Source organism: Yinghuangia sp. YIM S09857 (assembly GCF_051388915.1).
Taxonomy (GTDB): Bacteria; Actinomycetota; Actinomycetes; order Streptomycetales; family Streptomycetaceae; genus Yinghuangia.
The window spans coordinates 295,574-319,696 of record NZ_JBPKBH010000005.1; the positions used below are offsets into that span (position 1 = coordinate 295,574).

A 24,123-nucleotide genomic window follows, 5' to 3' on the forward strand; every position below is an offset into this window, starting at 1 on the left:
GGGGCGCAGCCCCTTTTCGGACCCGTACGCCGCGGCCTCACACCAGGGGGAAGGCCGCCTCGGGCAGTTCGCGCTGGAGGCGGTCGGCGAGGCTGCGCGCACACGGCTGGTCGCCGAAGAGGTCGACGGCGCTCCGGACGGTGCGCCGCAGGCGGGTGGTGAGACGCTCGGACCGCACCCGGGCGGTCAGCGACAGTGCGGTGCCCGCGACGCCGCAGGCCCGCTCGGGCTCGCGCACGAGGACGTACACGGCGGCCAGGCCGACGTTTGCGAGTGCGTGGGACCGCTGGTACTCCGGGGCGTCCGCGAAGCGGCGTACGGCCTCCTCCAGCGGCTCCCTGGCCTTCTCGGCGGGCGCGGCACCCCGGTAGGCGAGGTCGCGGAACGGGGGACCGGTCTCACAGGACAGCTCGGCGCGGCCGAAGTAGCGGATCCAGTCGGGTTCGCCGCCGTCCGGTGCCACGTCCCCGGGCCTGCCGGGTGTGCCGAGGGTGCCTGGTATGCCGGGTGCGGCGGGCACGCCGGGTGTGCCAGGCGCGTCAGCCGCGTCGGCGTGCAACTGCTCGGCGACGGAGAGCGCGCGGCGGCACTTGTCGGCCTGGCCGAGCGCGGCGTGCGCCCTGCCCTCGACGGCGTACAGCATCGCCTGGGTGCGCGGGCCCGCGGTGTCACGCGAGCCGTATTGCGCGAGATGGATCAGCTCCAAGGCGTCCGACGGCCGGTCCAAATGGATCATCTGACGGCTCATCACCCCCAGCACATTGGCGCCCAGCGGCCGGTCGCCGGCCTCCTTGGCGGCGTGCAGGGCGAGCACGAAGTACTTCTGCGCGCCGGGCTGCATGCCGACGTCGTACGACATCCACCCGGCCAGCAGCGCGAGTTCGGCGGTGAGGCGGAACAGGCGCTCGCGCACCGGCGCCGGATAGGCGTCCTGGAGAAGGTCGGTGACCTCCTGGAGTTGGCCGACGACCGCCTTGCGCCGCAGGCCGCCGCCGCACTGCATGTCCCAGCTCCGGAACAGGCGTACGGTCGCCTCCAGTTGCTCCATCTCCCCGGTGCCGAGGCGACCCGGCGCCGGGGGTGTCCTCGGGGGCGAGGGCGGCACCGGCGCGGGGGCGAGCCAGCGCTGCATGGGCTCGACCAGGGCAGGGCCCGCGGACAGCGCGAGCGAGGCGCCGAGGAAGCCGCGGCGGCCCAGCATGAGATCGCTGCGCGAGAACTCGCCCAGCAGCTCGACGACCGACTCGGGGGCCCACGGCAGGTCCACGCCCGATCCGGTGAACAGCGCGCCCGGTTCCTTGAATCCGAGGTCCTCGACCGCGACGACGCAGCCGAAGTGCTCGCTGAACAGCTCCGAGATGATGCGCGGTATCGGGTCGCGGGGCTGCTCGCCGTCGAGCCAGCGCCGCACCCGCGACGTGTCGGTGGAGACGTGCAGCGCGCCGAGGCGCCGGGCGCGCCGGTTGACCTGGCGGGCGAACTCGCCCTTGGACCAGCCGGTGCGCTCGAACCACGACGCGAGGCGTTCGTTGGGCTGCTTGCCGCCAGGCATGCGAGTGGTGGCGAACGCGGCCGGGAGCGCGTCGCCGAACCGCCCGTCGGCTGGTGCGCCGGACGGGCGTTCGGCTCGTGCGTCGGCTTCGGCCTGGGTCACGGTCACCGGCTTCTCCCCCCTGTCCAACCCACACAGTCCGGGAAGACCGTGCGCAATGTCCCGTATGCCGAAAGTAGGCCGCTCGCCCGGCTCCCGGGGTGGGAACGGCAAAACGCCAGTGTTCGCCACCCCTCGCGCCAGGGGCCCGCCCCCGGTCATTCGCGGTTGACTTGGGTGTCCGCGGAGCGTCTCCGGAGCGCTCGCGGCGGTGTTCGGCCGAGCCTCGGCCGAGGTCGGCGGCGGGCTCCGGCGGACGTGCTGCACGCTCCGTACACGGCGGGTTCACGGGCCTGTCGCGGGAGCGCACCGGGACCGTAACCAAACGTGACGGGAGCCGTTGGGAGGTCATGGACATCATGCTCGGATCGCGCCGACGCACCCGGACTGCCCTGTGGCAGGCGGTGTCGGAGTATGTCGAGCAGCGGCGCTGGCCCGTCACGCAGGGCACGTACCTCGTGCGGGACGGGCGCAGCACCCGCTGTTCCTGCGGCCGGACGGCCTGTGCCGCCCCCGGCATGCATCCGTCGGACCCGCAGTGGTCCGCACATGCGACCAGCACGCCCGCCGCGGCGCGGTACCTCTGGTCGCAATGGCCGGACAGCACGGTCGTCCTGCCCACCGGCCACGCCTTCGACGCCATCAGCGTGCCGCGGCACGCGGGGCGGCGGGCCCTGGTTCGGCTGGAGCGCATGGGCACGCCGCTGGGCCCGGTGCTCGGCACGCCGACGGGGCGGATGTTCTTCCTGGTGGCCTCAGGTGCGGCGACCGAACTGCCGCACCTGCTCTACCAGATGGGCTGGGACGACGCCGAACTCGACCTGCGCTGCCACGGCGAGGGCGACTACATCTTCGCGCCCCCGTCACCGCTCGGCGTGCTCGGCGCCGCGGAATGGGTGCGGCCGCCGGACGCCGAGGAACTGGTCCTGCCGGAGGCCCGGCTGCTGCTCGGCACCCTCGCGTACGCCTGCCACCGCAACAGCGCCCGGACCGGCAGCGGAATGTGGCTCGCATCCTGACCCGCGGCGTTCGGCGCACAGACTGATCCGCCGCGTTCGGCGCACAGCCTGACCCCGCGGCCTCCGTCGCGGGGAAGGCTTGCCCGGCGGGCGCCCTCCGACCGCACTCCGACGGCCGCGTCGAAGTGCCGGGGCGGCACGACGGACCGCGCGATGCCGGCGGCTTCTGCCGGGGGCCGCCCCGCTCGCCGCGACCTCCCGCACCCGGCTCGCCGACACCCGGTTCGCCGACCGTCCCGCCTGACCACGCCCCGGAGACGCGTGCGGCGCACGTCCGGGATCCGGAACTCGCGTTCCAGACACGTCCGGTACGTGCGCCGCACGATCGGTGCCGCGGGCGACGGGCCGCGGATCAGTCGCCGATGAGGGCGTCCACGAAGGCCGCGGGCTCGAACGGCGCGAGGTCGTCCGGACCCTCGCCGAGGCCGACCAGCTTGACCGGCACGCCCAGTTCGCGCTGCACGGCGACCACGATGCCGCCCTTGGCGGTGCCGTCCAGCTTGGTCAGCACGATGCCGGTGATGCTCACGACCTCGGCGAACACCCTGGCCTGCACCAGGCCGTTCTGCCCGGTGGTGGCGTCCAGCACGAGCAGCACCTCGTCGAGCGGGCCGTGCTTCTCGACGACCCGCTTGACCTTGCCCAGCTCGTCCATGAGGCCGGTCTTGGTGTGCAGGCGCCCGGCCGTGTCGATGAGCACGGTGTCGACGCCCTCGGCGATGCCCTCCTTGACGGCGTCGAACGCGACGCTCGCCGGGTCGCCGCCCTCGGGCCCGCGCACGGTCCGCGCGCCGACCCGCTCGCCCCAGGTCTGGAGCTGGTCGGCGGCCGCCGCACGGAAGGTGTCGGCGGCGCCGAGCACGACCGTGTGCCCGTCGGCGACCAGCACGCGGGCCAGCTTGCCGGTCGTGGTCGTCTTGCCGGTGCCGTTGACGCCCACGACCATGAGCACACCCGGGCTGCCGTCGGCGGTCTTGGTGGTCTTGAGCGACCGGTCGTAGTCGGTGCCGATCAGGGCCAGCAGCTCTTCGTGCAGCAGCGCGCGCAGCTCCGCCGGAGTCCGCGTGCCGAGCACCTTGACGCGCGTACGCAGCCGCTCGACCAGCTCCTGGGTCGGCGCGACGCCGACGTCCGCGGTCAGCAGCGTGTCCTCGATCTCCTCCCACGTGTCCTCGTCGAGGTTGTCGCGGGACAGGAGGGCGAGCAGGCCCTTGCCGAGGCTGGTCTGCGAGCGCGCGAGGCGGGCCCGGAGGCGTACCAGCCGGCCCGCGGTCGGCTCGGGAACCTCCAGCGCGGGCGGCGCCTCCTCGACCGTGTCCGGTACGGTCGGCGCCTCCGGCGGTGCCTCGGCCTCCGGCAGGTCGAGCGTGTCGACGCCACGCCTCGGGGGCTCCGGCAGGGGCTGCGCATCCTCGCCGACGCTCGGCTCGACAGGGGTGCGGGGCGGGGGCGGTGCGACGGAGCCGCGACGGCGGGAGCCGACGACGAACCAGCCGGCGGCGCCGAGCACCACAACCGCGATGACGACGGAAAGGATCAGAATCTCCATAGGAGCTCCAGTCTCCCAGACGCCCCGCACGCCGACCTCATCCGCACGGGTCCACAGGCCCGTTCGGACGCGTCGCGGAGCCCGCGGAATCACGTTCTGTCAACCGTTGAATCCTGACTGACTGTCAGATAGCTTGCCGGGGCCAAGCATGCGCCCTGGTCGCCCGAGCCGGACCCGCCGGGGCGACGGGTTGATCGGAAGGTGTGCAGCCCCCATGGCAGTGACGAATCTGCGGTTCAACCAGGTGACGCCCGGCCTGGACCGTGCCGACGTGGCCTCGCGCTACCAGGCCACGATCGAGATGGCCAAGTTCGCGGACAATAACGGCTTCGACATGGTCACGCTGGAGGAGCACCACGGCGCGGACAACGGCTGGAGCCCGTCGCCGATGACCACCGCGAGCGCGGTCCTCGGCGCCACCGAGCGCATCGGCGTGATCATCTCCGCGCTGCTCGCCCCGCTGTACGACCCGATCCGCCTGGCCGAGGACATCGCCGTCCTGGACAACATCAGCGGCGGCCGCTTCTCGCTGGTCGCGGGCCTGGGCTACCGGCCCGAGGAGTACGCGGCGATCGGCAAGGACTGGAAGAGCCGCGGCAAGATCCAGGACGAGATCATCGACACTCTCCTGAAGGCGTGGACCGGCGAGCCCTTCGAGTACAGGGGCCAGACCGTCCGCGTCACGCCGCGGCCGTTCACCGACCCGCACCCCATGCTCATGATCGGCGGCACCGCCAAGGCCTCGGTCCGGCGCGCGGTCCGCTTCCGCCTGCCGTTCTTCGCCGCGGCCCCGCTGCCGGAGCTGGAGGCGTACTACTACGAGCTCGCGGCGCAGGAGGGCTTCGAGGGCGGCTTCGCCATGCTGCCGTCGGCCGCGACCAAGATGGTCTATTGCACCGAGGACCCGGACAAGGCGTGGGCGGAGTACGGCAAGTACTTCCTGCACGAGGCCGAGACCTACTCCGCCTGGCAGACCCCCGACATCGAGTCGGTCATGGAGTCCTCCGCACACAGCGTCGACGCGCTGCGTGAAGAGGGCATCTACGCCTGCCTCACCCCGGACGAGCTGATCGCCACCGCCAAGAGCGCCGGGCTCACGGACGCGATCATCCTCCACCCGCTGTGCGGCGGCCTCCCGATCGACGCCGGCTGGGCCAGCCTCCAGCTCTTCAACGACAAGGTCATGCCGCACAACAAGCCCGAGTAGGCACAGGCAAAGACAGGCAGCGACATGCGGAAGGGCGGCCCCGGGACTCCGGGGGCCGTCCTTCCGGGTGATTCCGCATGATTCCGCGGCGTTGCGCGGCGTTTCCGGTGGCCCGCCTTCAGGCCGTGACCGTCTCCGAACCCACGATCGTCACCTTCTCGTCCTCGCGCGCGAGCCGCTGGCTGATCACCGTCGTGACGCCGTCGCCGCGCATCGATACGCCGTACAGCGCGTCCGCGACCTCCATCGTGCGCTTCTGGTGGGTGATCACGATGAGCTGCGAACTCTCCCGGAGCTCGGCGAAGATGCGGATCAGCCGCTGGAGGTTGGTGTCGTCGAGCGCGGCCTCGACCTCGTCCATGACGTAGAACGGGCTCGGCCGCGCCTTGAAGATGGCCACCAGCAGCGCGACGGCCGTCAGCGAGCGCTCGCCGCCGGACAGCAGCGACAGCCGCTTGACCTTCTTCCCCGGCGGGCGCGCCTCGACCTCGATCCCGGTGGTCAGCATGTCCTCGGGGTTCGTGAGCACCAAGCGCCCGTCACCGCCCGGGAACAGCCGCGAGAACACCCCCTCGAACTCGCGCGCGGTGTCGTGGTACGCCGAGGTGAACACCTGCTCGACGCGCTCGTCGACCTCCTTGACCACCAGCAGCAGGTCGCGGCGGGTGTTCTTGAGGTCCTCAAGCTGCTCGGTGAGGAACTTGTGCCGCTCCTCCAGCGCCGCGAACTCCTCCAGGGCCAGCGGGTTGATCTTGCCGAGCTGGACGTACGCCTTCTCCGCCGCCGCGAGCCGCTTCTCCTGCTCCGCGCGCACGAACGGGCGCGGCTGGGCCTCCTTGGACTCCGGGTCGCGCTCCTCCCCCTCGGCCGGCGGCGTCGGCGGCACCATCTGCTCCGGGCCGTACTCGGCGACCAGGCCGGCCGCGTCCATACCGTGCTCTTCGAGGGCCTTGGCCTCCAACTGCTCGATGCGCAGCCGCTTCTCCGTGCGCAGCATCTCGTCGCGGTGCACCGAGTCGGTCAACTTCTCCAGCTCGCCCGCGAGTTCGCGTACCCGGTTGCGCTCGCGCGCCAACTCCTGCTCGCGCGCGGCACGGGCCGCCTCGGCCGCCGAGCGCTCGGCCTCGGCGCGGGCCAGGGACGCCTCGACGTACCGCAGCAGCGACTGGGTGCCCGCGAGCACCGCCCCGGCCACCCGTGCCTCGACGGCCATGCGCTCGCGCCGCTCGGCCGCCCGCGAGCGCGCCTCCCGTTCCATGCGCGCGCCGCGGTCGAGCGAGTCGGCCCGGCCCGACAGCGCCTTCACCTGCTCCTCGTGGGTGCGCACCGACAGGCGTGCCTCCATCTCGGACTGCCGTGCCGCGGTCGCCCCGGCGGCCAGGCGGTCGCGCTCGGAGGCGTCCGGCTCCTCCTCGTCCGGCAGTTCCTCGGCGGCCTCAAGCCGTGCGGACAGCTCCTCGTAGGCGAGGGTGTCCTGCTCCTTGGCGCTCTCCGCCTTCGCGACGGCCACGGCCAACCGCTCGGCCTCTCCTGCCGCAGCCCGCGCCTGGCCGCCCAGCCGCCCCAGTTCCTTGGCCGCCGCGGAACGTGCCTTCTCCACCTCGCGCCGCTCGGCGGTCAGTTGCTCGACGGCGGCGGACGCGTCCTTGCGGGCGGCCGTGGCACGCGCCAGCTCGTCCTTGGCGGCGGCACAGCGCCCGGTCAGCGCGGCCAGGCGCTCTTCGGCCTCGTCGACGGCTGCCTGGACCTCCAGGAGACTGGCCCCCGACGCCGACCCGCCGTGCGCGAAGTCCGGTCCGACCAGGTCGCCTTCACGTGTGACCGCGCGCACGCCCGGCACGGCGGCGAGCAGGTCCGCGGCGGCGGCCAGGTCGTCGACGACGGCAACCTTGTCCAGCAGCCGGTGCACCGCACCGGTGAGGTCGGCGGGCGCGGTGAGCAGGCGTACCGCGTAGACGGCGGACGGCGGCAGGGCCGGCCAGTCCGCGGCGCCGGACGGCTCCGGACCGGCGGTGTCGCCGACCAGCATCCCGGCCCGGCCCGCGTCGTCCTTGCGCAGCAGCCGCAACGCGTCGACGGCCGACCCGACATCGGACACCGCGATCGCGTCGGACGCGGCCCCGAGCGCGGCGGCGACCGCCGTCTCGGCGCCGTGCTCGACCGTGACCAGGGCGGCCACCGTGCCCAGCACACCGGAGAGCCGGTCGCCCGCGGCCAGCAGCGCACCGGCGCCGTCCTTGCGCGTCAGCCCCAGTTCCAGGGCCTCCTTGCGGGCGGTGACGGCGGCGCGCTCGCGCTCCGACTCCTTCTCCACGTCGCGGGCCTCGGCAAGAGCCTCCTCGGCCTCGGCGAGCAGGTCGCGGGCCTCCGCAAGGCGCGCCTCGATGTCCGAGCCGCCGCGGCCGCCGCCGCCGTCGTCGCCCTCCTCGGCCCCGCCGGTCTGCTCCTGCAACTGGTCGAACTCCCGCTGCGCGGCCTCGGCCCGGATGCGCGCGGCGGTCAGGGACTCGGTCAGGCGTCCGATCTCGGCGTCGGCCCCGGCGACGCGGCTGCGGGCGGCGTTCACCTGCCCGCTCAGCCGGGCCAGGCCCTCGCGGCGGTCGGCGATCGCCCGGGCGGCGTCTCGCAGGCGCTTCTCCTCGTCGGCGACCGCACGCTCCAACTCGCCGCGCCGCTCGGTGGTCTCGGCGAGTTGGACCATCGCCTCCTCGAGCGCCTCCTTCAGCTCGGCCTCGGTCTCGCGGATGCGCTCGGCCTCGCGCTCCATCTCCTCGGGGTCGCGGCCGCGGCGCTCTTCGGCGGGCTGCGAGGTGGCGTGCCGGACGCGCTGCTGCGCGAGGCCCGCGGTGCCGCGCACGCGCTCGGCGAGCGAGGAGAGTTCGTACCAGGTCTCCTGCGCCCGGGCAAGGCGCGGCGTCAGGGCCTTCACCTCGGCCTCCAGCGCGGCCTCGCGTGTCTGCACCTCGCCGAGCTCGCGTTCCACGACGGCACGCCGCTCGCGCAGCGCGGCCTCATCGGCGATCTCCGACTCCAGGTCCCGGCGCAGCAGCACGAGGTCGTCGGCGAGCAGCCGCAACCGCGCGTCGCGCAGGTCCGCCTGGATGGCCGCGGCGCGCCGGGCCACCTGGGCCTGGCGGCCGAGCGGCTTGAGCTGGCGGCGGAGCTCGTTGGTGAGGTCGGCGACGCGCGTCAGATTCGCCTGCATGGCGTCGAGCTTGCGGAGCGCCTTCTCCTTGCGCTTGCGGTGCTTGAGGACGCCCGCCGCCTCCTCGATGAACGCGCGGCGGCCCATCGGGTCGGCCTGGAGCACCGAGTCGAGCTGGCCCTGTCCGACGATGACGTGCATCTCGCGGCCGATGCCGGAGTCGGACAGCAGCTCCTGGATGTCGAGCAGGCGGCACGTGTTGCCGTTGATCGCGTACTCCGAGCCGCCGTTGCGGAACATCGTCCGCGTGATGGTGACTTCGGTGTAGTCGATCGGCAGCGCGCCGTCGGTGTTGTCGATCGTCAGGCTGACCTCGGCACGGCCGAGCGGCGGACGTCCCGCCGTGCCGGCGAAGATGACGTCCTCCATCTTGCCGCCGCGCAGCGACTTGGCGCCCTGCTCGCCCATGACCCAGCTCAGCGCGTCGACGACGTTCGACTTGCCGGATCCGTTGGGACCGACGACGCAGGTGATGCCCGGCTCGAACCGCAGCGTCGTCGCGGATGCGAAGGACTTGAATCCGCGGAGGGTGAGGCTCTTGAGGTGCACCCGCCGCAGCGTACCGGGACACATCGCCGGGGAAGTCGCAGAACACCGACCTGACGGCGTGTCGGGTTGGTGTGTGACACGGGATGTGCCGGGGTATCACGTCAACACGACGGCCTGCCACGGCCCGTCGGGACGGCACGCAGGATCGCGCACCAGGCGCACGAGGGCACTTCGGGGGGCAGCGGGGGAAGCGGAAGCAGAGGCTCGGGGTTTGCTCGGGCCCGGGGTACGCGGCGGTGCCGGACAGGCGGGCCGGGTACAAGTCCCGGGAACGACAAAGGGACGCCGAAGGCGTCCCTGGTTTATCGGATCGAACTCACGCCCGGGAGAGCGCCGGCTCGACCTGGGCCACGTCGAACCGATCGTCCGCGGCGGCGTAGAGCGCGTCGTTTTCCGCCTGGACACGGACAAGCTCCGTCTCCAGGTCACGTACGCGCTGCTGAAGCCGTCGCATCTCGGAGAGCAGCCGGGGATCGGGGCCGCCGACGTAGCCGAGAAGCGCCTTCGCCATTAGAGGGTCCTCCACGCTGAGTGACCGACCGGCATCTGCGGGTCGAAATTACGCACCCGGCCACGTGGCTCCTGATAGGGTGCGCGGGCTTCCAGCGTCGCACCAAAAGCCCATCAGGTCAATATGATCACGGCGCGATAACTCAACCGTCACCCGGTCGGCGGCATGGTCACGCGGACGGGACGGCTCTCGTCTGGCTGTACGAGATCATCAATTCTCTTGGCAGTCAAGAACATATCGGCAGCACAACCAGGGCGCTCCGGGGTTTTCCGGAGGCCGCGGATGATCTTGGTTCGGCGGTCGCTCGGCCGGGCCCTTCCGCCCCCGGTTTCACGCTTGTCGCTCCCACCTCGCCAATCGACCCGGATCCCGTCCGTCACGGGCTTCCCAGGAGACGCGGCCGCGCGCGGACAACGTCCCGCGGCCGACCCGGATCCGGCCTCGCGCCGAACGTGCGGTGCTCTAGAGTCGCCTGCGCAAGCTCACCCGATCGGGTGAGGACCGACGCCGGTCCCGGCGTGTCGGGAGGGTGCCCACCCGGGATGCGGACGCGGCGCAGCGGACGATGTACGGCCTGACGACGTACGGCATACCGAGGGGGAGGCCGTGGCCCGGCACAGCCGACGCCCGACGACCCGGCGACGCACCCACCGGCGGCGCCGCCGCGTCGGCCCGCTGCGGGTCGCGGTCGTCCTGCTGGGCATCGCGCTCGCGGCCGTCGGCACCCGGCTGACGCTGAGCGTCCTCGACGACGGCGGCTCGGCGGCGAGCCGCACGGCACCGGCCGAGGCGACCGCCGCCACGTCCGCGACGGGCGGCCCCGACCGGGCGGCGCCGGGCGTGCCGAGCACACCCGAGGCCGTGGCCGGCGGCCCGGGCGCGGCCGTCAGCGCGAGCCCGCCGCCGCCGTCCCCCGCCGCACCGCCCGCGACGACCTCCGTACCGCCGCCCAGCACACCGCCTGCGGCGTCGCCGACCACGAGCCCGCCCCCGGTGCCGACCACCGCGGTGCCCGCTCCCACCTCGAAGAGCCCGTCGCCGGCACCGACGGCGAGTAGCTCCGGCAACACAGGGGCCGCGTACGAGGACAAGGTTCTCTCGCTGGTCAACACCGAGCGCGCGGCGGCCGGTTGCGGCCCGTTGCTGGCGGACGCCGCGCTGCGCGACCTCGCCCGCGCCCACAGCGGCGACATGGCCGACCGCGGCTACTTCGCCCACGACACCCCGGACGGCAAATCCCCCTGGGACCGCGCCAAGGCCGCCGGCATCGACTACCTCGCCGCCGAGAACATCGCCCGCGGCCAGGCCACCCCCGAAGCGGTCATGGAAGCGTGGATGAACAGCGAGGGCCACCGCGCCAACATCCTCAACTGCGGCTTCGGGAAGTTGGGAGTGGGTGTGCGGACCGGCTCCGGCGGTCCGTGGTGGACCCAGGAGTTCGGCCGCTGACGAGGAGAAGAAGGCGGCGGACCGGATCGCCCGACGTCGACGCCGGGGTACAGGAGAGCGCTCGCCTGCTCGCGCCGCAAGCCCACCGCGGGACGTCGGCACAGGACGGACCCGCGCGGCGCGCCTCCGCCCGTGCGCGGTCGCTCCGCGAAGACACGCCGGACGGACTCCCCGCCAAGCTCGGCAACAGGCGTCGGGCTCGCGGGGGTGGCCGACGGCGCACGGCAACGCGTTTGGCTCCTTGGCGATGTGCGGCGCAGGCCCTGCCACCACCACCGAGCGGGCTCGGCGCCGTGTCGGCCTTCCCCCGCCGCGACGCCGAGCGGACGCGACGGCGCGTCCTGGCCCTGCCCCGCCGCCCTACCCCGCCGCCCTACCCCCGGCGCCGCGCCCTTGGGGTCGGCTGACACTTGGGGCAGTAGTAGCTGCTGCGGTTCATGAAGGTGATGCGGCGGATCGGCGTGGTGCAGCGATTGCAGGGTTCGGCTTCGCGGCCGTAGGCGTCGAGGGAGCGGGAGAAGTAGCCGCTCTCGCCGTTCACGTTGACGTACAGGCTGTCGAAGGACGTGCCGCCGACGGCGAGCGCGTCGTTCATGACGTCGCGGACGGAGGCCAGGAGCAGTCCGGTCTGCGGCTTGGTGATGGTCGCGGTGGAGCGCGCACCGTGCAGGCGGGAGCGCCACAGGGCCTCGTCGGCGTAGATGTTGCCGATGCCGCTCACCAACGACTGGTCCAGGAGCGCGCGCTTCAGTTCGGAGTCGCGGCGGCGCAGGGCCGCGTGGAAGGCGGCGTCGTCGAACAGCGGGTCGAGGACGTCGCGGGCGATGTGCGCTATCGACGGCGGGAGCACCGCACCGCCGCGCTCGACCGAGACGCCGCCGAAGGTGCGCTGGTCGACGAACCACAGCTCGCGGCCGCCGTCGGTGAAGGTGAAGCGCACGTGCAGGTGCTTCTCGCGCGGTGTGGCCGGGTCGTTGACCAGCAGTTGGCCGCTCATGCCGAGGTGCGCGAGCAGCGCGTCCTCGGGGGCGTCCGCGTCCGGCGCGGTGAGCGGGAGCCACAGATATTTTCCGCGGCGCCGGGCCGCCTCGACGCGCGCGCCCTTGAGCGCGGCGGTGAAGTCGTCGGCACCGGCCGCGTGACGGCGTACCGCGCGCGGGTGGTTCACCTCGACGGAGGCGACGGTGCGGCCGACGACCCAGCGTTCCAGGCCCCGGCGTACCACCTCGACCTCGGGCAACTCGGGCACGCTCGACCTCCGGAGGGGACGCTCAGTTGGCCTTGGTCGACTCCGGCGCCGCGCCGTTGACCGGCGTCGTGCCGTCGCCGTACTGCGCCCGGATCGCGCGCCACGCGCTCTCCGCCGCCTGCTGCTCTGCTTCCTTCTTGCTGCGCCCGACGCCGGTGCCGTAGTCGACGCCGCCGACGCGCGCGAGGGCGGTGAAGGTCTTCTCGTGGTCCGGCCCGGTCTCCGACACGACGTATTCGGGTACGCCGATGCCGGTCGCGGCGGTCAGCTCCTGGAGACTGGTCTTCCAGTCCAGGCCCGCGCCGAGACCCGCGGAGGCCTCGATGAGCGGGTCGAACAGCCGGTGCACCAGCTCGGAGGCGGCGTCCAGGCCCTGGTCGAGGTAGACCGCGCCGATGATCGCCTCAAGGGTGTCGGCGAGGATCGACGACTTGTCGCGGCCGCCGGTGCCCTGCTCGCCGCGGCCCAGGCGGATGAAGCGGCCCAGGTCGAGCTTGCGGCCCACGCCCGCGAGGGCGCGCGAATTGACCACCGCGGCACGCAGCTTCGCGAGCTGGCCCTCGGGCAGCTCGGGGTGCGCGCGGTAGAGGGTGTCGGTGACGACGAGCCCCAGCACCGAGTCGCCCAGGAACTCCAGGCGCTCGTTGGTGGGAAGGCCACCGTGCTCATACGCGTACGAGCGATGTGTGAGCGCGCGCTCCAGAAGGGCGGCGTCGACTGTCCAGCCGAGCCGCCCTTCCAGATCCGCGTACTTCGCAAGCGAGTCCGTCACCGGGAAGACCTACCCGGGTATTCAGACCTCAAGGACCTGGCGGCGGTTGTAGGTGCCGCAGGTCGGGCAGGCAATGTGGGCCAGCTTGGGCTGACGGCAGCTCTCACAGGTCACCAGGTTGGGGGTGACGGCCTTCCACTGGCTGCGGCGGTGGCGGGTGTTGCTGCGCGACATCTTCCGCTTCGGAACAGCCACGGCTACTTCTCCTGGTTCTCATCGGCGCTGGGCGCGCCGTTGTCGTCGGCTTCGGCGGTCGATCCGTCGAAGAGGCCCTGCAAGGCCGCCCACCGGGGGTCGGCGGTGTCGTGGGAATGCCCTGGGTTCTCGTCGAGCGGAACCCCGCATTCGAGGCACAGCCCGCCGCAGTCCTCGCGGCACACCGGTGCGAGCGGCAGTGCGAGCACCACCGCGTCGCGCAGCACCGGCTCCAGGTCGAACAGGTCGCCCACGAGCCGGGGGGCGTCGTCTTCCTCGGTCTCGGTGTCCGGGTAGATGTACAGCTCCTGGAACTCGACCTTGAGCTCGCGCTCAAGCGGCTCCAGGCACCGTACGCACTCACCGGCCAACGGCACCTCGGCGACGCCGGAGACCAGCACCCCCTCCATGACCGCCTCGAGCCGGAGGTCCAGCTCGAGCGGCACACCCTCGGGGACGCCGATCACCTCGATCCTCATGTCCGCCGGAGCCGGCACCTCACGGGACACCTTGCGCATGGACCCAGGCCGACGACCCAGCTCGCGTGTGTCCACGACGAGCGGGTTGCGGTGGTCCAGGCGTTCCAGGGTGTCCTGCCTCATGCGGTGGACACCTCGCCCCCGGATCCGGAGGGAGGTGTGGCGGTCATAATTGTCGGCCCCGGGGTTGCCGCCTTGGCAGGCATCCCGAGCAGGGCCGGTCCACAAGACTATCGCAAGTCGGGGCCCGTCCCCCAAACGGGGGCGACGGGCCCCGGTATCGCGGGCTCGCGGGGCTGTGGTGGGCGGCGGTCAGCCGCCCTGGCGGCCGTCCGGGTTGAACTGGCGCACGTCGATGAGGCTGGTGTCGAAGAAGCTGGTCTCGTCGAGCGCCGCGTCGTAGCGCTGCTCGACGTGCCCGCCCTGCTGCGGTACGCCGCCCTGCCCGTACTGGCCCTGCTGCTGGTACTGCGGGATCTCGTAGCCGCCCGACTCGTAGCCGTTCTGGTCGTACACCGGCTGCTGCGGGTACCCCTGGTCGTAGTAGCCGCCCTGCTGCGGGGCCGCCGCCGCGGGCACGTACTGCGGCTGCTGCGGGTGCGGGGGCTGCTGCGGGTGCGGCGGCTGCTCGGGGTAGCCGCCCTGCTGCTGCGCGGGCACCGGGGCGGACTGGCCGAGGAAGGGGGCGTTCTCGTCGGCGTCCAGGCGCGCCTGGAGGCTGCCGACCTGGTGCTGGCCGGTGCCCTCGGCCTCGTCCTGGGCCTTGAGGTACGCGCCGAGGTCGTCGATCGCCTTGCGGCCGCGCATCTTGTCGCGGCCGCGGCCGACGGCCGACAGCGTCTTGGTGAGCACGACCTCGAAGTTGGCGAGCTTCTGGTCGACGTAGTCGTCGGCCTCGCCGCGGATGCGCTCGGCCTCCAGGCGGGCCGCGGTGAGGATGCGCTCGGCCTCGGCGTACGCCTCCCGCGCCACGTCGGTGTCGGCGATCAGCGCACCGCGCTCCTCGCGCGCGCCGGCGACGACGCGCTCGGCCTCGCGGCGGCTCTCGTCGATGACCGCGTCGCGGTCGGTGATGATGCGGCGCGCTTCCGCCATCTCCTCCGGCAGGAGGTTCTTGACCTCTTCCAGGCGCGCGACGACCTCGGCCCGGTTCACCACACACGAGGCCGACATCGGCATCGAACGGGCGCTCTCGACCAGAGCGATCAGCTCGTCGAGCTTCGGGGATACGTCCACTGGCGTTGCTCTCTCTCCCGGTGCCGGTCAGACACCACAGCGTACGAGCAGGAGCCGCCTTACTTCGCTTCCAACCTTTCGGTCAGTCGCTGGAGCACGGTCGGCGGCAGGTATCCGGACACATCGCCTCCGTAGGTCGCGACCTCTTTGATGAGGCTGGACGACAGGAAGCTGTAGAGCGGATTGGTCGCGACGAACAACGTCTCGACCTCCGTCAGACCGTAGTTCATCTGAGCCATCTGCAACTCGTAGTCGAAGTCGGTGACCGCGCGCAGGCCCTTGATGATGGCCGGGATTCCGCGGCGGCGGCAGAAGTCGACGAGCAGTCCCTCGAACGCCTCGACCTTGACGTTGCCGTAGTGCGCGGTGACTTCCTCGATCATCTCGACGCGTTCTTCGACGTCGAACAGGCCGGACCGCTTGGCCCGGTTGAAACCGATCGCGACGTAGACCTCGTCGTACAGGCTGGACGCCCGGCCGATGATGTCCAAATGCCCGTTGGTCACCGGGTCGAACGACCCGGGGCAGACGACTCGACGCACGGGTTTCTTCCCCTCGATCGCGGATCCTGAGGCCCTGTTCAGGCTCGTTCCGGGCTCTGTCCGACCCCGGTTACGAGCGCGCGGCGCGACCGTACCAGAGGGTCGCTTCGCCGTATCGCCTGGACCTGATCTCCTCGAATCCGGCGGGCCAGGCGAAGACCCCGCCGCGGGTGGCGCGCTCGACGGCCACAAGGGCCTCGGAAGCCAGCCAGCCGCCCGCGGCGAGCGCGGTCAGGAGCGCGGCCACGTCGGCGTCCGGGAGCTGGTACGGCGGGTCGAGGAAGACTATGTCGTACGCCTCCGCGGGCGCCTCCTCGGCGGCCACCCGCTCCGCCCGCGCGACCCGCAGTTCGGCACCCGGCAGTTTGAGGTCGGCGATATTGGCGCGTACGGCCTTGGCCGCCCCCGCGTCGGCCTCCACCAGCAGCGCGTGCGCGGCGCCGCGCGACAACGCTTCGAGGCCGACCGCACCCGATCCCGCGAACAGGTCCAGCACCCGCGCGCCGTGCAGGCTGCGGCGCAGCGACACCAGGGTCGAGAAAAGGCCCTCCCGGGCCCGGTCCGAGGTCGGCCGCGTCCCGTCGCCCGGCGGCACGGCCAGGCGGCGGCCGCCCGCGGAGCCGCCGATCACGCGCGTCACGGGCGCGTCCCGCAAGCCGCCGCCGTCAGGTCGTTCATGCGCACCACGCTAGCGGCCCGGGACTGCTGCGATCACGCGCGCGGCGAGGTGTGCCCCGGCGGTGTGCCGTTCAGCCCTTGTCCAGGTACTCCGCGCGGTCCTCGTCCAGCAGACTGGCCAGCGCGCTGCGCAGCTCCGGGTGCTCGGCCAACTCCGGGTCGCGGGCCACGATTTCGGACGCCTCGTCGCGCGCGGCCACGATGACGTCCTCGTCGCGGACCACGGCCAGCATGCGCAGGGACGAGCGGCTGCCGGACTGCGCCTCGCCGAGCACGTCGCCCTCGCGGCGCTGTTCGAGGTCGATGCGGGACAGTTCGAACCCGTCGAGGGTCGCGGCCACCGCGTCCAGGCGCTCGCGGGCCGCCGTACCCGAGGGCATGTCGCTCACCAGCAGGCACAGCCCCGGCGCGCTGCCGCGCCCGACGCGCCCACGGAGCTGGTGCAGCTGCGAGACGCCGAACCGTTCGGAGTCCATGATCACCATGACCGTGGCGTTCGGGACGTTGACCCCGACCTCGATCACCGTCGTCGCGACCAGCACGTCCAGTTCACCGGCCGTGAAGCGACGCATCACGTCGTCCTTCGCGTCCGGCGTCATACGCCCGTGCAGTACGCCGACGCGGAGCCCCTTGAGCGGCCCGCTCTCCAGCCCGGCGGCGACATCCAGCACGGCCAGCGGCGGCCGCTTCTCGCCGCCGTCGTCGGAGTCCGCCCCCATGTCGTCCGGATCGTCGAGATAGGCCTCCGGCGGCAAGTCCTCCTCGACGGTTTTCTTCCCCTTCGCCTTCTTCTTGGCCTTGGGCGCGTCCTCCTCGTCGCCGATCCGCGGGCACACCACATACGCCTGGTGCCCCTTGGCGACCTCCTCGCGTACGCGCTCCCACGCCCGGTCCAGGAACTTCGGCTTCTCCTTGGCGGGCACCACATGCGTCGCGATCGGCGAGCGCCCGGACGGCAGTTGGTCCAGGACGGACGTCTCCAGGTCGCCGAACACCGTCATCGCCACCGTGCGCGGGATCGGCGTCGCCGTCATGACCAGCAGATGCGGCGGCCGCTCCGCCTTGCCGCGCAACGCGTCGCGCTGCTCGACTCCGAACCGGTGCTGCTCGTCGACGACGACAAGGCCCAGGTCGTGGAACTTCACCTTGTCCTCGATCAAGGCGTGCGTGCCGATCACGATCCCCGCCTCGCCGGTCACCAGGTCCAGCAGCGCCGCACGCCGCGCCGGCACCCCCATCGACCCGGTCAGCAGCGACACCTTCGTGCCCACCTCGGACCCACCCAACATCCCCGGCCCCTCGGCCAGCGCCCCCAACATCTCCACGATGGACCGATGATGCTGCTGCGCCAACACCTCAGTAGGCGCCAACATCGCCGCCTGTCCCCCGGCGTCGACAACCGTCAACATCGCCCGCAAAGCGATTATCGTCTTGCCGGAGCCGACCTCTCCTTGGAGGAGGCGGTGCATGGGGTGTTCGGCGGCCAGGTCGGCGGCGATCTCAGTGCCTACTTTGACCTGGCCTTCGGTGAGGGTGAAGGGGAGTTGGGCGTCGAAGGCGGTGAGGAGGCCGTCGGAGCGGGCCTCGCGGGGTACGGCCGTTTGGGACTGGGCGGCCAGGCGGCGTTGGGCGAGGGCGATTTGGAGGACGAAGGCCTCGTCCCACTTGAGGCGGTCGCGGGCGGCGTTGACCTCGGGCCAGGTGGAGGGCAGGTGGATCCACTGGAGGGCCTGGCGGAGGCCGGGCATGCCGCGGCGGGTGAGGAGTTCGGCGGGGAGCGGGTCGCCGACCTCGCCGAGGGTGTCGAGGGCGACGCGTACGCACTGGGCCAGCTTCCAGGACGGCATCGCCGCGGCGGCCGGGTAGACGGGGATCAGGGCGCCCGCGAACATCTGTGCGGCGCCGGAGTCGTCCTCGTCGTCCTGGTCCATCAACTGGTAGTCGGGCTGGTTGAGTTGCAGTTCGTCGCGGAAGCGCGCGACCTTGCCGGCGAACAGGCCGCGCATGCCGGGGCGCAGTTCGCGCTCCCGCCAGGCCTGGTTGAAGAAGGTCAGCTTGAGGTTGCCGCGGCCGTCGGTGACCACCACTTCGAGGAGGTTGCCGCGGCGGTTGCGGAACTGGCGGGCGGTCACCTTGGCGATCTCGGCCATGACCGTGATGTGCTCGTCGACCTCCAGGCGGGAGAGGTCGGTCAGGCGGCCGCGCTCGGCGTAGCGGCGGGGATAGTGGCGCAGCAGGTCGCCCACGGTGTCGAGGGCGAGGGACTTGGCCAGCACCTTCGCGGTCCGGTCCCCGACCAGTTTGGCCAGCGGTTCATCGAGGCGGGACATGACGACGTACGTTCTCCCTGGCTGGCCGGCGACGGTGTGCCTAGTGCGGTGGCCACAAACCTTCACCGCACTAGCGGCCCTCGCGACGTTACCCGCCGGGGCGGACAAGCACGGTCATTCCCCCGGGCGCGGCAGCGCGGCGGGCTACTCCACCCCGATCAGCAGCGGGTAGACGGACTGGCCGCCGCTGTAGACGACCGCGTCGACCTCGGGGCGTCCCGCGCGCATCGCGGTGACGAGCTGGTCGGCGAGGCGGGTGTCGATCTGCGCGCCGGTGACCAGGGTGACCAGCTCGCCGCCGCCCGCGAGCATGCGGTCGAGCACGGTCTTGCCGGTCTCGGCGAGGTCCTGGCCGATGACCGCGATGTCGCCGTCGATGATGCCGAGGACGTCGCCCGCCTGGCACACCCCGGCCATCGTCCACGCCTCGCGCGTCGCGGTGGTGAGCGCGCCGTACCGCGTCGCGCCGGCCGCCGAGGTCATGCCGACGACGTCCTGGTCGAAGCGGCGTCCGGGTTCGTGCACCGCGAGCGCGGCGATGCCCTGCACCGCGGCCTTGGTGGGGACCACTTGGACGCGGATGCCGTACGCGTGCGCCTGCTCGGCCGCGACCCCCGCCACCGCGTGGCCGTCCGGGTCGTTCGGCAGCAGGACCACCTCGCGGGCGCCGGTGGCGCGCAGGGCCTCGACCAGGGCACCCGTCGAGGGCGCGCGTCCCGGACCGGCCTCGACGACATGGGCACCGGCCTCGGTGAACAAGGCGGCCAGGCCGTCGCCGTGGACGACCGCGACGATGGCGCGGCCGGCGGCGACGAGCGCACCCTCGTGCGGTACGGCGTCGGAGACCGCCAGGTGGGTGATCCGGATGCGGTGCGGGCGGCCCGCCTCGACCCCCGCCTCGACGGCCGCGCCCGCGTCGTCGACGTGCACATGGACGTTCCACAGGCCCTCGCCGCCGACCACGACGAGCGAGTCCCCGAGGCCGTCGAGGCGGTCGCGCAGCGCGGGGATCGCGTCGTCGGGGGCGTCCAGGAGGTAGATGACCTCGAAGGACGGTGCCTGCGGGCCCTCGGCGCAGCGCACCTCCGGCTCGACGACCCTGGGGACCGGCACGTGCGTGCGCGGGGCGGTCGGCCGCTCGCCGGTGACCACGGCCACCAGCGCGTCGAACAGCACGCACAGGCCGCGTCCGCCCGCGTCGACGACGCCGGCGCGGCGCAGGACGTCCAATTGCTCGGGGGTGCGTGCGAGGGCGTCGCGGGCGGCGGAGGCGGCCCCGCGTACGACCGCGGTCAGGTCGTCGTCGGCGGCCTCGCACCCGGCGGCCGCGGCGCGGGCCACGGTCAGCATGGTGCCCTCGACCGGGCGGGCGACGGCCACATACGCCTCTTCCGCGGCCCGTCGCAGCGCGCGGCGCAGGACGGGGCCGCTCTCGCGCGCGGTGCCCTCGGCCAGGGCGTCGCGGTACTCGGCCTCGATCTGGTCGGCCATGCCGCGCAGGAGCTGGCTGAGGATGACGCCGGAGTTGCCGCGGGCGCCCATGAGGGCGCCGTGGGCGAGGGCGCGAATGGTGCCGGGGAGGCCGGGGTCGTCGCTATCGTGGGCCGCGTCGCAGTTGTCGCGGCTCTCGCGGTTGAACAGGGCCTCGACCTCGGTCATGCCGGCTTCGAGGGTGAGGAAGAGGTTCGTCCCGGTGTCGCCGTCCGGGACCGGGTAGACGTTGAGCGCGTCGATCTCCTCGCGCGCGCGCCCCAGCTGCTGTAGCCCGGCCCGGCACCAGCGGCGCACCGCCGGAGCGTCCAGCTCTCCCAGCACGCCCACCTCGCCGTTCTCCTCGATGCGCCCCGCCCGTCGTTGCTGATGCAGCGTATCTGCCCAGGGGCCGGGGAGAGTGCCGACAACCATGCGATAAGCTGGCGGCGAAGCGTGACGAGTTTAGTCGGATGTCCGTTGCCACCCATTCGGGTCCTGTAGGCGGATTGGCATCCCCAGCCTCTCGTCGGTTACTCTTCCTCGGTTGCCCGGCACCTGTCAGGCACGTGAACGTACGCGCAATCCTTAATCGTCTTTGGAGTGTCTCCCGTGGCTGCCAACTGCGACGTCTGCGGCAAGGGGCCGGGTTTCGGCAACAACATCTCGCACTCGCACCGCCGCACCCGCCGTCGCTGGAACCCGAACATCCAGACGGTCCGCACGGTGCAGGGCGGCACGCCGAAGCGCCTGAACGCTTGCACCTCGTGCATCAAGGCGGGCAAGGTTACCCGCTGACCTGAGCTGAACCGGACGGCCGGACCACCGCAAGGCGGTCCGGCCGTTTGCTGTTCCCGCACACAAGGACATGATGTCGGCCCGCCGCGGCAACGCGGCGCCCGATGACCGCGGCAACCGCACCGACGCGGCGGACCGCCCGCGTTCAGCCGCGGAACCGCCAGCCGTGGTCCACCGGGCCGATCCCCGCCCCCAGCGGGAAGCCCTCGCGGATCGCGCCCGTCACGTACTCCTTCGCGGCACCGACCGCGCTCGGCACGTCGCGGCCGAGCGCCAGGTACGACGCGATCGCGCTGGCCAGCGTGCACCCCGTCCCGTGCGTGTGCCGGTTGTCGAAGCGGCCGCTGCGGAACCAGAATTCGTGCGAGCCGTCGAACAGCAGGTCGGCAGCCTCGCCCTTCAGGTGCCCGCCCTTGACCAGCACCCACTTGGGGCCGTACGCCAGCACCGCGTCGGCCGCCTTGCGCATGTCGGCCTCTTCGCGCACCTCAAGCCCGGTGAGCTGCTGGACCTCGAACAGATTGGGTGTGACGACAGTTGCGGTCGGCAGCAGTTTGCCGCGCACCGCGTCCAACGCCTCCTCGGCCAGCAGCGCATCGCCGTGCTTGGACACCGACACGGGGTCGACGACAACTGCGGCCTGCTGGTCGGCCAGGAGTTCTGCGACGGTCTCGACGAGCACAGGCGACGCGAGCATGCCGGTCTTGACCGCCTGTACGCCGATGTCGTCCACGACGCTGCGGTATTGCGCGCGCACCGCCTCCGCGGGCAACTCCCAATAGCCCTGGACCCCGAGCGAGTTCTGCGCCGTGACGGCGGCGATGACGCTCATGCCGTGCACGCCGAGGGCGAGCATCGTCTTGAGGTCGGCCTGGATGCCGGCGCCGCCGCCGGAGTCGGACCCCGCGATCGTGAGCACGCGGGCGGGTGTCTGCACCATGCTTGTCAGCCTATCGACCGACCCGGGGCCTTCCGCCCCGGCCTCAGCCGCCGAAATGGTCCCAACCGCCCCCGCCGGACCACTCCTCGCCGTCGACCGTGACCCCCGGCCCGCCCGCGAGCACCTGCCCGATGACGCGCCAGCGCGCGGTCAGCGCGGTTCCGGCGGGGAACGTCGCGACGAGGGCGTGGTCCTCTCCCCCGGTGAGCACCCAGTGCAGCGGGTCCGCCCCCAGGGCCCGGGCCACGTCGCGCATTTGCGCCGGGAGGTCGAGCAGGTCGGCGCGCAGGTCCACGTGCACCGCCGAGGCGCGCGCGAGGTGGCCGAGGTCGGCGACCAGGCCGTCGCTGACGTCCAGCATCGCGGTCGCCCCCATGCGGGCCGCTGCGGGGCCCGCCTCGTAGGGCGGTTCCGGCCGCCGGTGCGCCTCGACGAAAGCGCGCGGGTTGCGGTGGCCGTGGCTGAGGATCGCGAGACCGGCTGCGGACCAGCCGAGCCATCCGGCGACGGCCACGATGTCCCCGGCGGGGGCGCCCCCGCGCGTCACGGGGGCGCGGCCCTGGAGGTCGCCGAGGGCGGTGATCGAGATCATGACGGAGGCTCCGCGGACGACGTCGCCGCCCGCCACGCCGGTGTCCACGACCGCGCATTCGTCGCGGAGTCCGTCGTACAGTTCGAGCGCCCAGGCCACCGGGAGTTCGGCCGGGCCGACGAGGCCGACGAGCAGTGCGGTCGGGACCGCCCCCATGGCCGCGATGTCGGCGAGGTTCTGCGCGGCGGCCTTGCGGCCCACGTCGTACGCGGTCGACCAGTCGCGCCGGAAGTGCCGCCCCTCGACCAGCAGGTCGGTGGTGGCCACGACGCGCCCGTCCGGTGCGGCGACCACGGCGGCGTCGTCGCCGGGGCCCAGGGGCACGTGTCTGCCGGTGGGGACCCGCTCGGTGAGCGCGCCGATGAGGCCGAACTCGCCGAGGTCGCCCAACGTCCCGCTCATGGGTGGTGTCCCGTCCTGTCGAGTGCCGTCCGGTCGCCGGTCCGGTGATGTCGTGATCTGGTCGCTGAAGTGCTCAAATGCGCGGGCGGGCGGCGCTCGCGACTCATCGAAAGTTTGCACAAACTTCCCCCGAAGTCCGATCGCGACATGGTCGCCCGGGGCCACGCGGTCGACAATGGTTGCATCCGGCCGCGCCCAATCGCGCGGCGCGGTGGCGGGTCCCCTTCCGGGGGCCGCGCGGATCCCCTCAATCCTGGCGTGCCGGGAGGCCGTGGTGGTACAGGCATACATCCTGATCCAGACCGAGGTCGGTCGGGCGGCGGCGGTGGCCCGGCAGATCGCGGGGCTGCCGGGCATCACCGCGGCCGAGGACGTGACGGGGCCGTACGACGTGATCGTGCGCGCGGAGGCCTCCAACGTCGACGAACTCGGGCGCCTGGTCGTCGCGCAGGTGCAGCGCGTCGAAGGCATCACGCGCACCCTGACCTGTCCGGTGGTGAACCTCGGCTGACCGCGTGTGTGCGTGTCGGCACCGGTGGTCGCCACCGGTGCCGCATCCCCCGTGCGCGGACGCCGAGGCGCGGTGCCTAGGATCGGCACGTGACCGACCGCGACGCGCCCGCCGCAGAGGCGCCCGAGGCGCCCGATTCCCCCGCCGAAACCGCCACCCCGGCTCCGCCCGGGCCCGCCGCGCCCGAGTCGGCTTCGACCGGGCCCGAGCCGGTAGGCCGCGACCCGCGCGCCCGGCTGTTCAAGTACGTCCTGCCGGGCGCCGTGGTCGCCGGCGGCCTGGTACTGACGGCGATCACCCTGCTCGACGGCGACCCGGACCCGGTCAAGGTCAAGCTCCCGCAGCCCCCATCCGAGGTCCGCGCGGACATCGACCGTGTCTGCCGCGACCTGCAACACCGGCTCCCCGACAAGGTGCTGGACGCCGGGACGCGCAAGACCGTCCCGGACTCCGACCTGATCGCCGCGTGGGGCGACCCGGCGATCGTGCTGCGCTGCGGGGTGCCGACGCCGGTGTCGCTGCGTCCGGACGACCCGCGCTACGACCCCGAGCAGAACGCCGCCGGGGTCAACGGCGTCAACTGGACGTTCACGTTCCTCGGCGAGGGCAAGGGCGTGCGCTTCACCACGCTGCACCGCGAGGTGAACATCGAGGTGACCGTGCCCGCGAAGTACGGCCAGCCGACCGGCCCGCTGACGGCCCTGGCGGAGCCGGTGAAGCAGACCGTCCCGGCCACCATGGGCGAGGGCTGACGCCTCGGCCGCTTCGGGACGGGCGTACCGCCGCGGC

21 protein-coding genes are annotated in these 24,123 nt (G+C 72.6%); 6 read left to right on the forward strand and 15 right to left on the reverse strand.

From position 1 onward, the window contains the following. Window positions 1-37: 37 nt before the first annotated feature. Window positions 38-1,552, reverse strand: a complete 1,515-nt coding sequence (locus ACRX5S_RS12790; protein ID WP_436773205.1) for a hypothetical protein — start codon at window positions 1,550-1,552, stop codon at window positions 38-40. 449 nt (window positions 1,553-2,001) lie between these two features. On the opposite strand from ACRX5S_RS12790, the gene ACRX5S_RS12795 reads away from it, so the two are divergent. After that, window positions 2,002-2,670, forward strand: a complete 669-nt coding sequence (locus ACRX5S_RS12795) for a bifunctional DNA primase/polymerase (protein WP_436773004.1) — start codon at window positions 2,002-2,004, stop codon at window positions 2,668-2,670. A gap of 352 nt (window positions 2,671-3,022) precedes the next feature. Here ACRX5S_RS12795 and ftsY read toward each other — a convergent pair whose 3' ends face one another. Next, window positions 3,023-4,219, reverse strand: a complete 1,197-nt coding sequence (ftsY, locus tag ACRX5S_RS12800; RefSeq protein WP_436773005.1) for a signal recognition particle-docking protein FtsY — start codon at window positions 4,217-4,219, stop codon at window positions 3,023-3,025. Between the two features lie 214 nt (window positions 4,220-4,433). Between ftsY and ACRX5S_RS12805 the strand changes: the two genes are divergently transcribed. Further along, window positions 4,434-5,426 (forward strand): LLM class flavin-dependent oxidoreductase, encoded by a 993-nt coding sequence (locus ACRX5S_RS12805; protein WP_436773006.1) that lies wholly within the window; start codon window positions 4,434-4,436, stop codon window positions 5,424-5,426. A gap of 118 nt (window positions 5,427-5,544) precedes the next feature. Here the strand turns inward: ACRX5S_RS12805 and smc are convergent, their stop codons facing one another. Both smc and ACRX5S_RS12815 read right to left on the reverse strand, forming a co-directional pair. After that, on the reverse strand, window positions 5,545-9,180 hold the full coding sequence (gene smc / locus ACRX5S_RS12810) for a chromosome segregation protein SMC (protein WP_436773007.1): 3,636 nt from the start codon (window positions 9,178-9,180) through the stop codon (window positions 5,545-5,547). A 316-nt stretch (window positions 9,181-9,496) separates the two neighbouring features. Next, window positions 9,497-9,691 carry a hypothetical protein gene (locus ACRX5S_RS12815; protein ID WP_436773008.1) on the reverse strand — a complete coding sequence of 65 codons (195 nt, stop codon included), beginning with the start codon at window positions 9,689-9,691 and terminating at the stop codon, window positions 9,497-9,499. A 606-nt stretch (window positions 9,692-10,297) separates the two neighbouring features. Between ACRX5S_RS12815 and ACRX5S_RS12820 the strand changes: the two genes are divergently transcribed. Then, window positions 10,298-11,140 carry a CAP domain-containing protein gene (locus tag ACRX5S_RS12820; RefSeq protein ID WP_436773009.1) on the forward strand — a complete coding sequence of 281 codons (843 nt, stop codon included), beginning with the start codon at window positions 10,298-10,300 and terminating at the stop codon, window positions 11,138-11,140. A 373-nt stretch (window positions 11,141-11,513) separates the two neighbouring features. Here ACRX5S_RS12820 and mutM read toward each other — a convergent pair whose 3' ends face one another. The 9 genes from mutM to ACRX5S_RS12865 all read right to left on the reverse strand — a co-directional run bounded on the left by mutM (window position 11,514) and on the right by ACRX5S_RS12865 (window position 20,442). Further along, window positions 11,514-12,389 (reverse strand): bifunctional DNA-formamidopyrimidine glycosylase/DNA-(apurinic or apyrimidinic site) lyase, encoded by an 876-nt coding sequence (gene mutM, locus ACRX5S_RS12825; protein WP_436773010.1) that lies wholly within the window; start codon window positions 12,387-12,389, stop codon window positions 11,514-11,516. A gap of 22 nt (window positions 12,390-12,411) precedes the next feature. Further along, window positions 12,412-13,161 carry a ribonuclease III gene (rnc, locus tag ACRX5S_RS12830; protein ID WP_358361609.1) on the reverse strand — a complete coding sequence of 250 codons (750 nt, stop codon included), beginning with the start codon at window positions 13,159-13,161 and terminating at the stop codon, window positions 12,412-12,414. A 21-nt stretch (window positions 13,162-13,182) separates the two neighbouring features. Beyond that, on the reverse strand, window positions 13,183-13,356 hold the full coding sequence (gene rpmF, locus ACRX5S_RS12835) for a 50S ribosomal protein L32 (RefSeq protein ID WP_436773011.1): 174 nt from the start codon (window positions 13,354-13,356) through the stop codon (window positions 13,183-13,185). Between the two features lie 2 nt (window positions 13,357-13,358). Continuing rightward, window positions 13,359-13,958, reverse strand: coding sequence for a YceD family protein (locus ACRX5S_RS12840; protein ID WP_436773012.1), 600 nt, complete (start codon window positions 13,956-13,958; stop codon window positions 13,359-13,361). A 189-nt stretch (window positions 13,959-14,147) separates the two neighbouring features. Further along, window positions 14,148-15,071 carry a cell division initiation protein gene (locus ACRX5S_RS12845; protein ID WP_436773013.1) on the reverse strand — a complete coding sequence of 308 codons (924 nt, stop codon included), beginning with the start codon at window positions 15,069-15,071 and terminating at the stop codon, window positions 14,148-14,150. A gap of 59 nt (window positions 15,072-15,130) precedes the next feature. After that, a complete protein-coding gene (gene coaD / locus ACRX5S_RS12850; protein WP_436773014.1) occupies window positions 15,131-15,613 on the reverse strand; it encodes a pantetheine-phosphate adenylyltransferase in 483 nt (160 codons plus the stop codon). Window positions 15,614-15,683: 70 nt separating this feature from the next. Beyond that, window positions 15,684-16,253, reverse strand: coding sequence for a 16S rRNA (guanine(966)-N(2))-methyltransferase RsmD (rsmD, locus tag ACRX5S_RS12855; RefSeq protein ID WP_436773015.1), 570 nt, complete (start codon window positions 16,251-16,253; stop codon window positions 15,684-15,686). A gap of 109 nt (window positions 16,254-16,362) precedes the next feature. Next, window positions 16,363-18,621, reverse strand: a complete 2,259-nt coding sequence (gene recG, locus ACRX5S_RS12860) for an ATP-dependent DNA helicase RecG (protein WP_436773016.1) — start codon at window positions 18,619-18,621, stop codon at window positions 16,363-16,365. A gap of 144 nt (window positions 18,622-18,765) precedes the next feature. Then, the gene (locus ACRX5S_RS12865) at window positions 18,766-20,442 is read right to left on the reverse strand and encodes a DAK2 domain-containing protein (RefSeq protein ID WP_436773017.1); all 1,677 of its coding nucleotides are present in this window, start codon (window positions 20,440-20,442) and stop codon (window positions 18,766-18,768) included. Window positions 20,443-20,703: 261 nt separating this feature from the next. Here ACRX5S_RS12865 and rpmB point away from each other — a divergent pair, with 261 nt between their 5' ends. Further along, a complete protein-coding gene (rpmB, locus tag ACRX5S_RS12870) occupies window positions 20,704-20,889 on the forward strand; it encodes a 50S ribosomal protein L28 (RefSeq protein ID WP_231778291.1) in 186 nt (61 codons plus the stop codon). A gap of 145 nt (window positions 20,890-21,034) precedes the next feature. On the opposite strand, the gene thiD is transcribed toward rpmB, so the two are convergent. Both thiD and ACRX5S_RS12880 read right to left on the reverse strand, forming a co-directional pair. Further along, window positions 21,035-21,829, reverse strand: a complete 795-nt coding sequence (gene thiD, locus ACRX5S_RS12875) for a bifunctional hydroxymethylpyrimidine kinase/phosphomethylpyrimidine kinase (RefSeq protein ID WP_436773018.1) — start codon at window positions 21,827-21,829, stop codon at window positions 21,035-21,037. A 43-nt stretch (window positions 21,830-21,872) separates the two neighbouring features. After that, window positions 21,873-22,823, reverse strand: a complete 951-nt coding sequence (locus ACRX5S_RS12880; protein ID WP_436773019.1) for a thiamine-phosphate kinase — start codon at window positions 22,821-22,823, stop codon at window positions 21,873-21,875. Between the two features lie 274 nt (window positions 22,824-23,097). Between ACRX5S_RS12880 and ACRX5S_RS12885 the strand changes: the two genes are divergently transcribed. Next, window positions 23,098-23,334, forward strand: a complete 237-nt coding sequence (locus tag ACRX5S_RS12885; protein ID WP_436773020.1) for an Lrp/AsnC family transcriptional regulator — start codon at window positions 23,098-23,100, stop codon at window positions 23,332-23,334. 89 nt (window positions 23,335-23,423) lie between these two features. Continuing rightward, window positions 23,424-24,086 carry a DUF3515 domain-containing protein gene (locus ACRX5S_RS12890; RefSeq protein ID WP_436773021.1) on the forward strand — a complete coding sequence of 221 codons (663 nt, stop codon included), beginning with the start codon at window positions 23,424-23,426 and terminating at the stop codon, window positions 24,084-24,086. Window positions 24,087-24,123 lie beyond the last annotated feature (37 nt).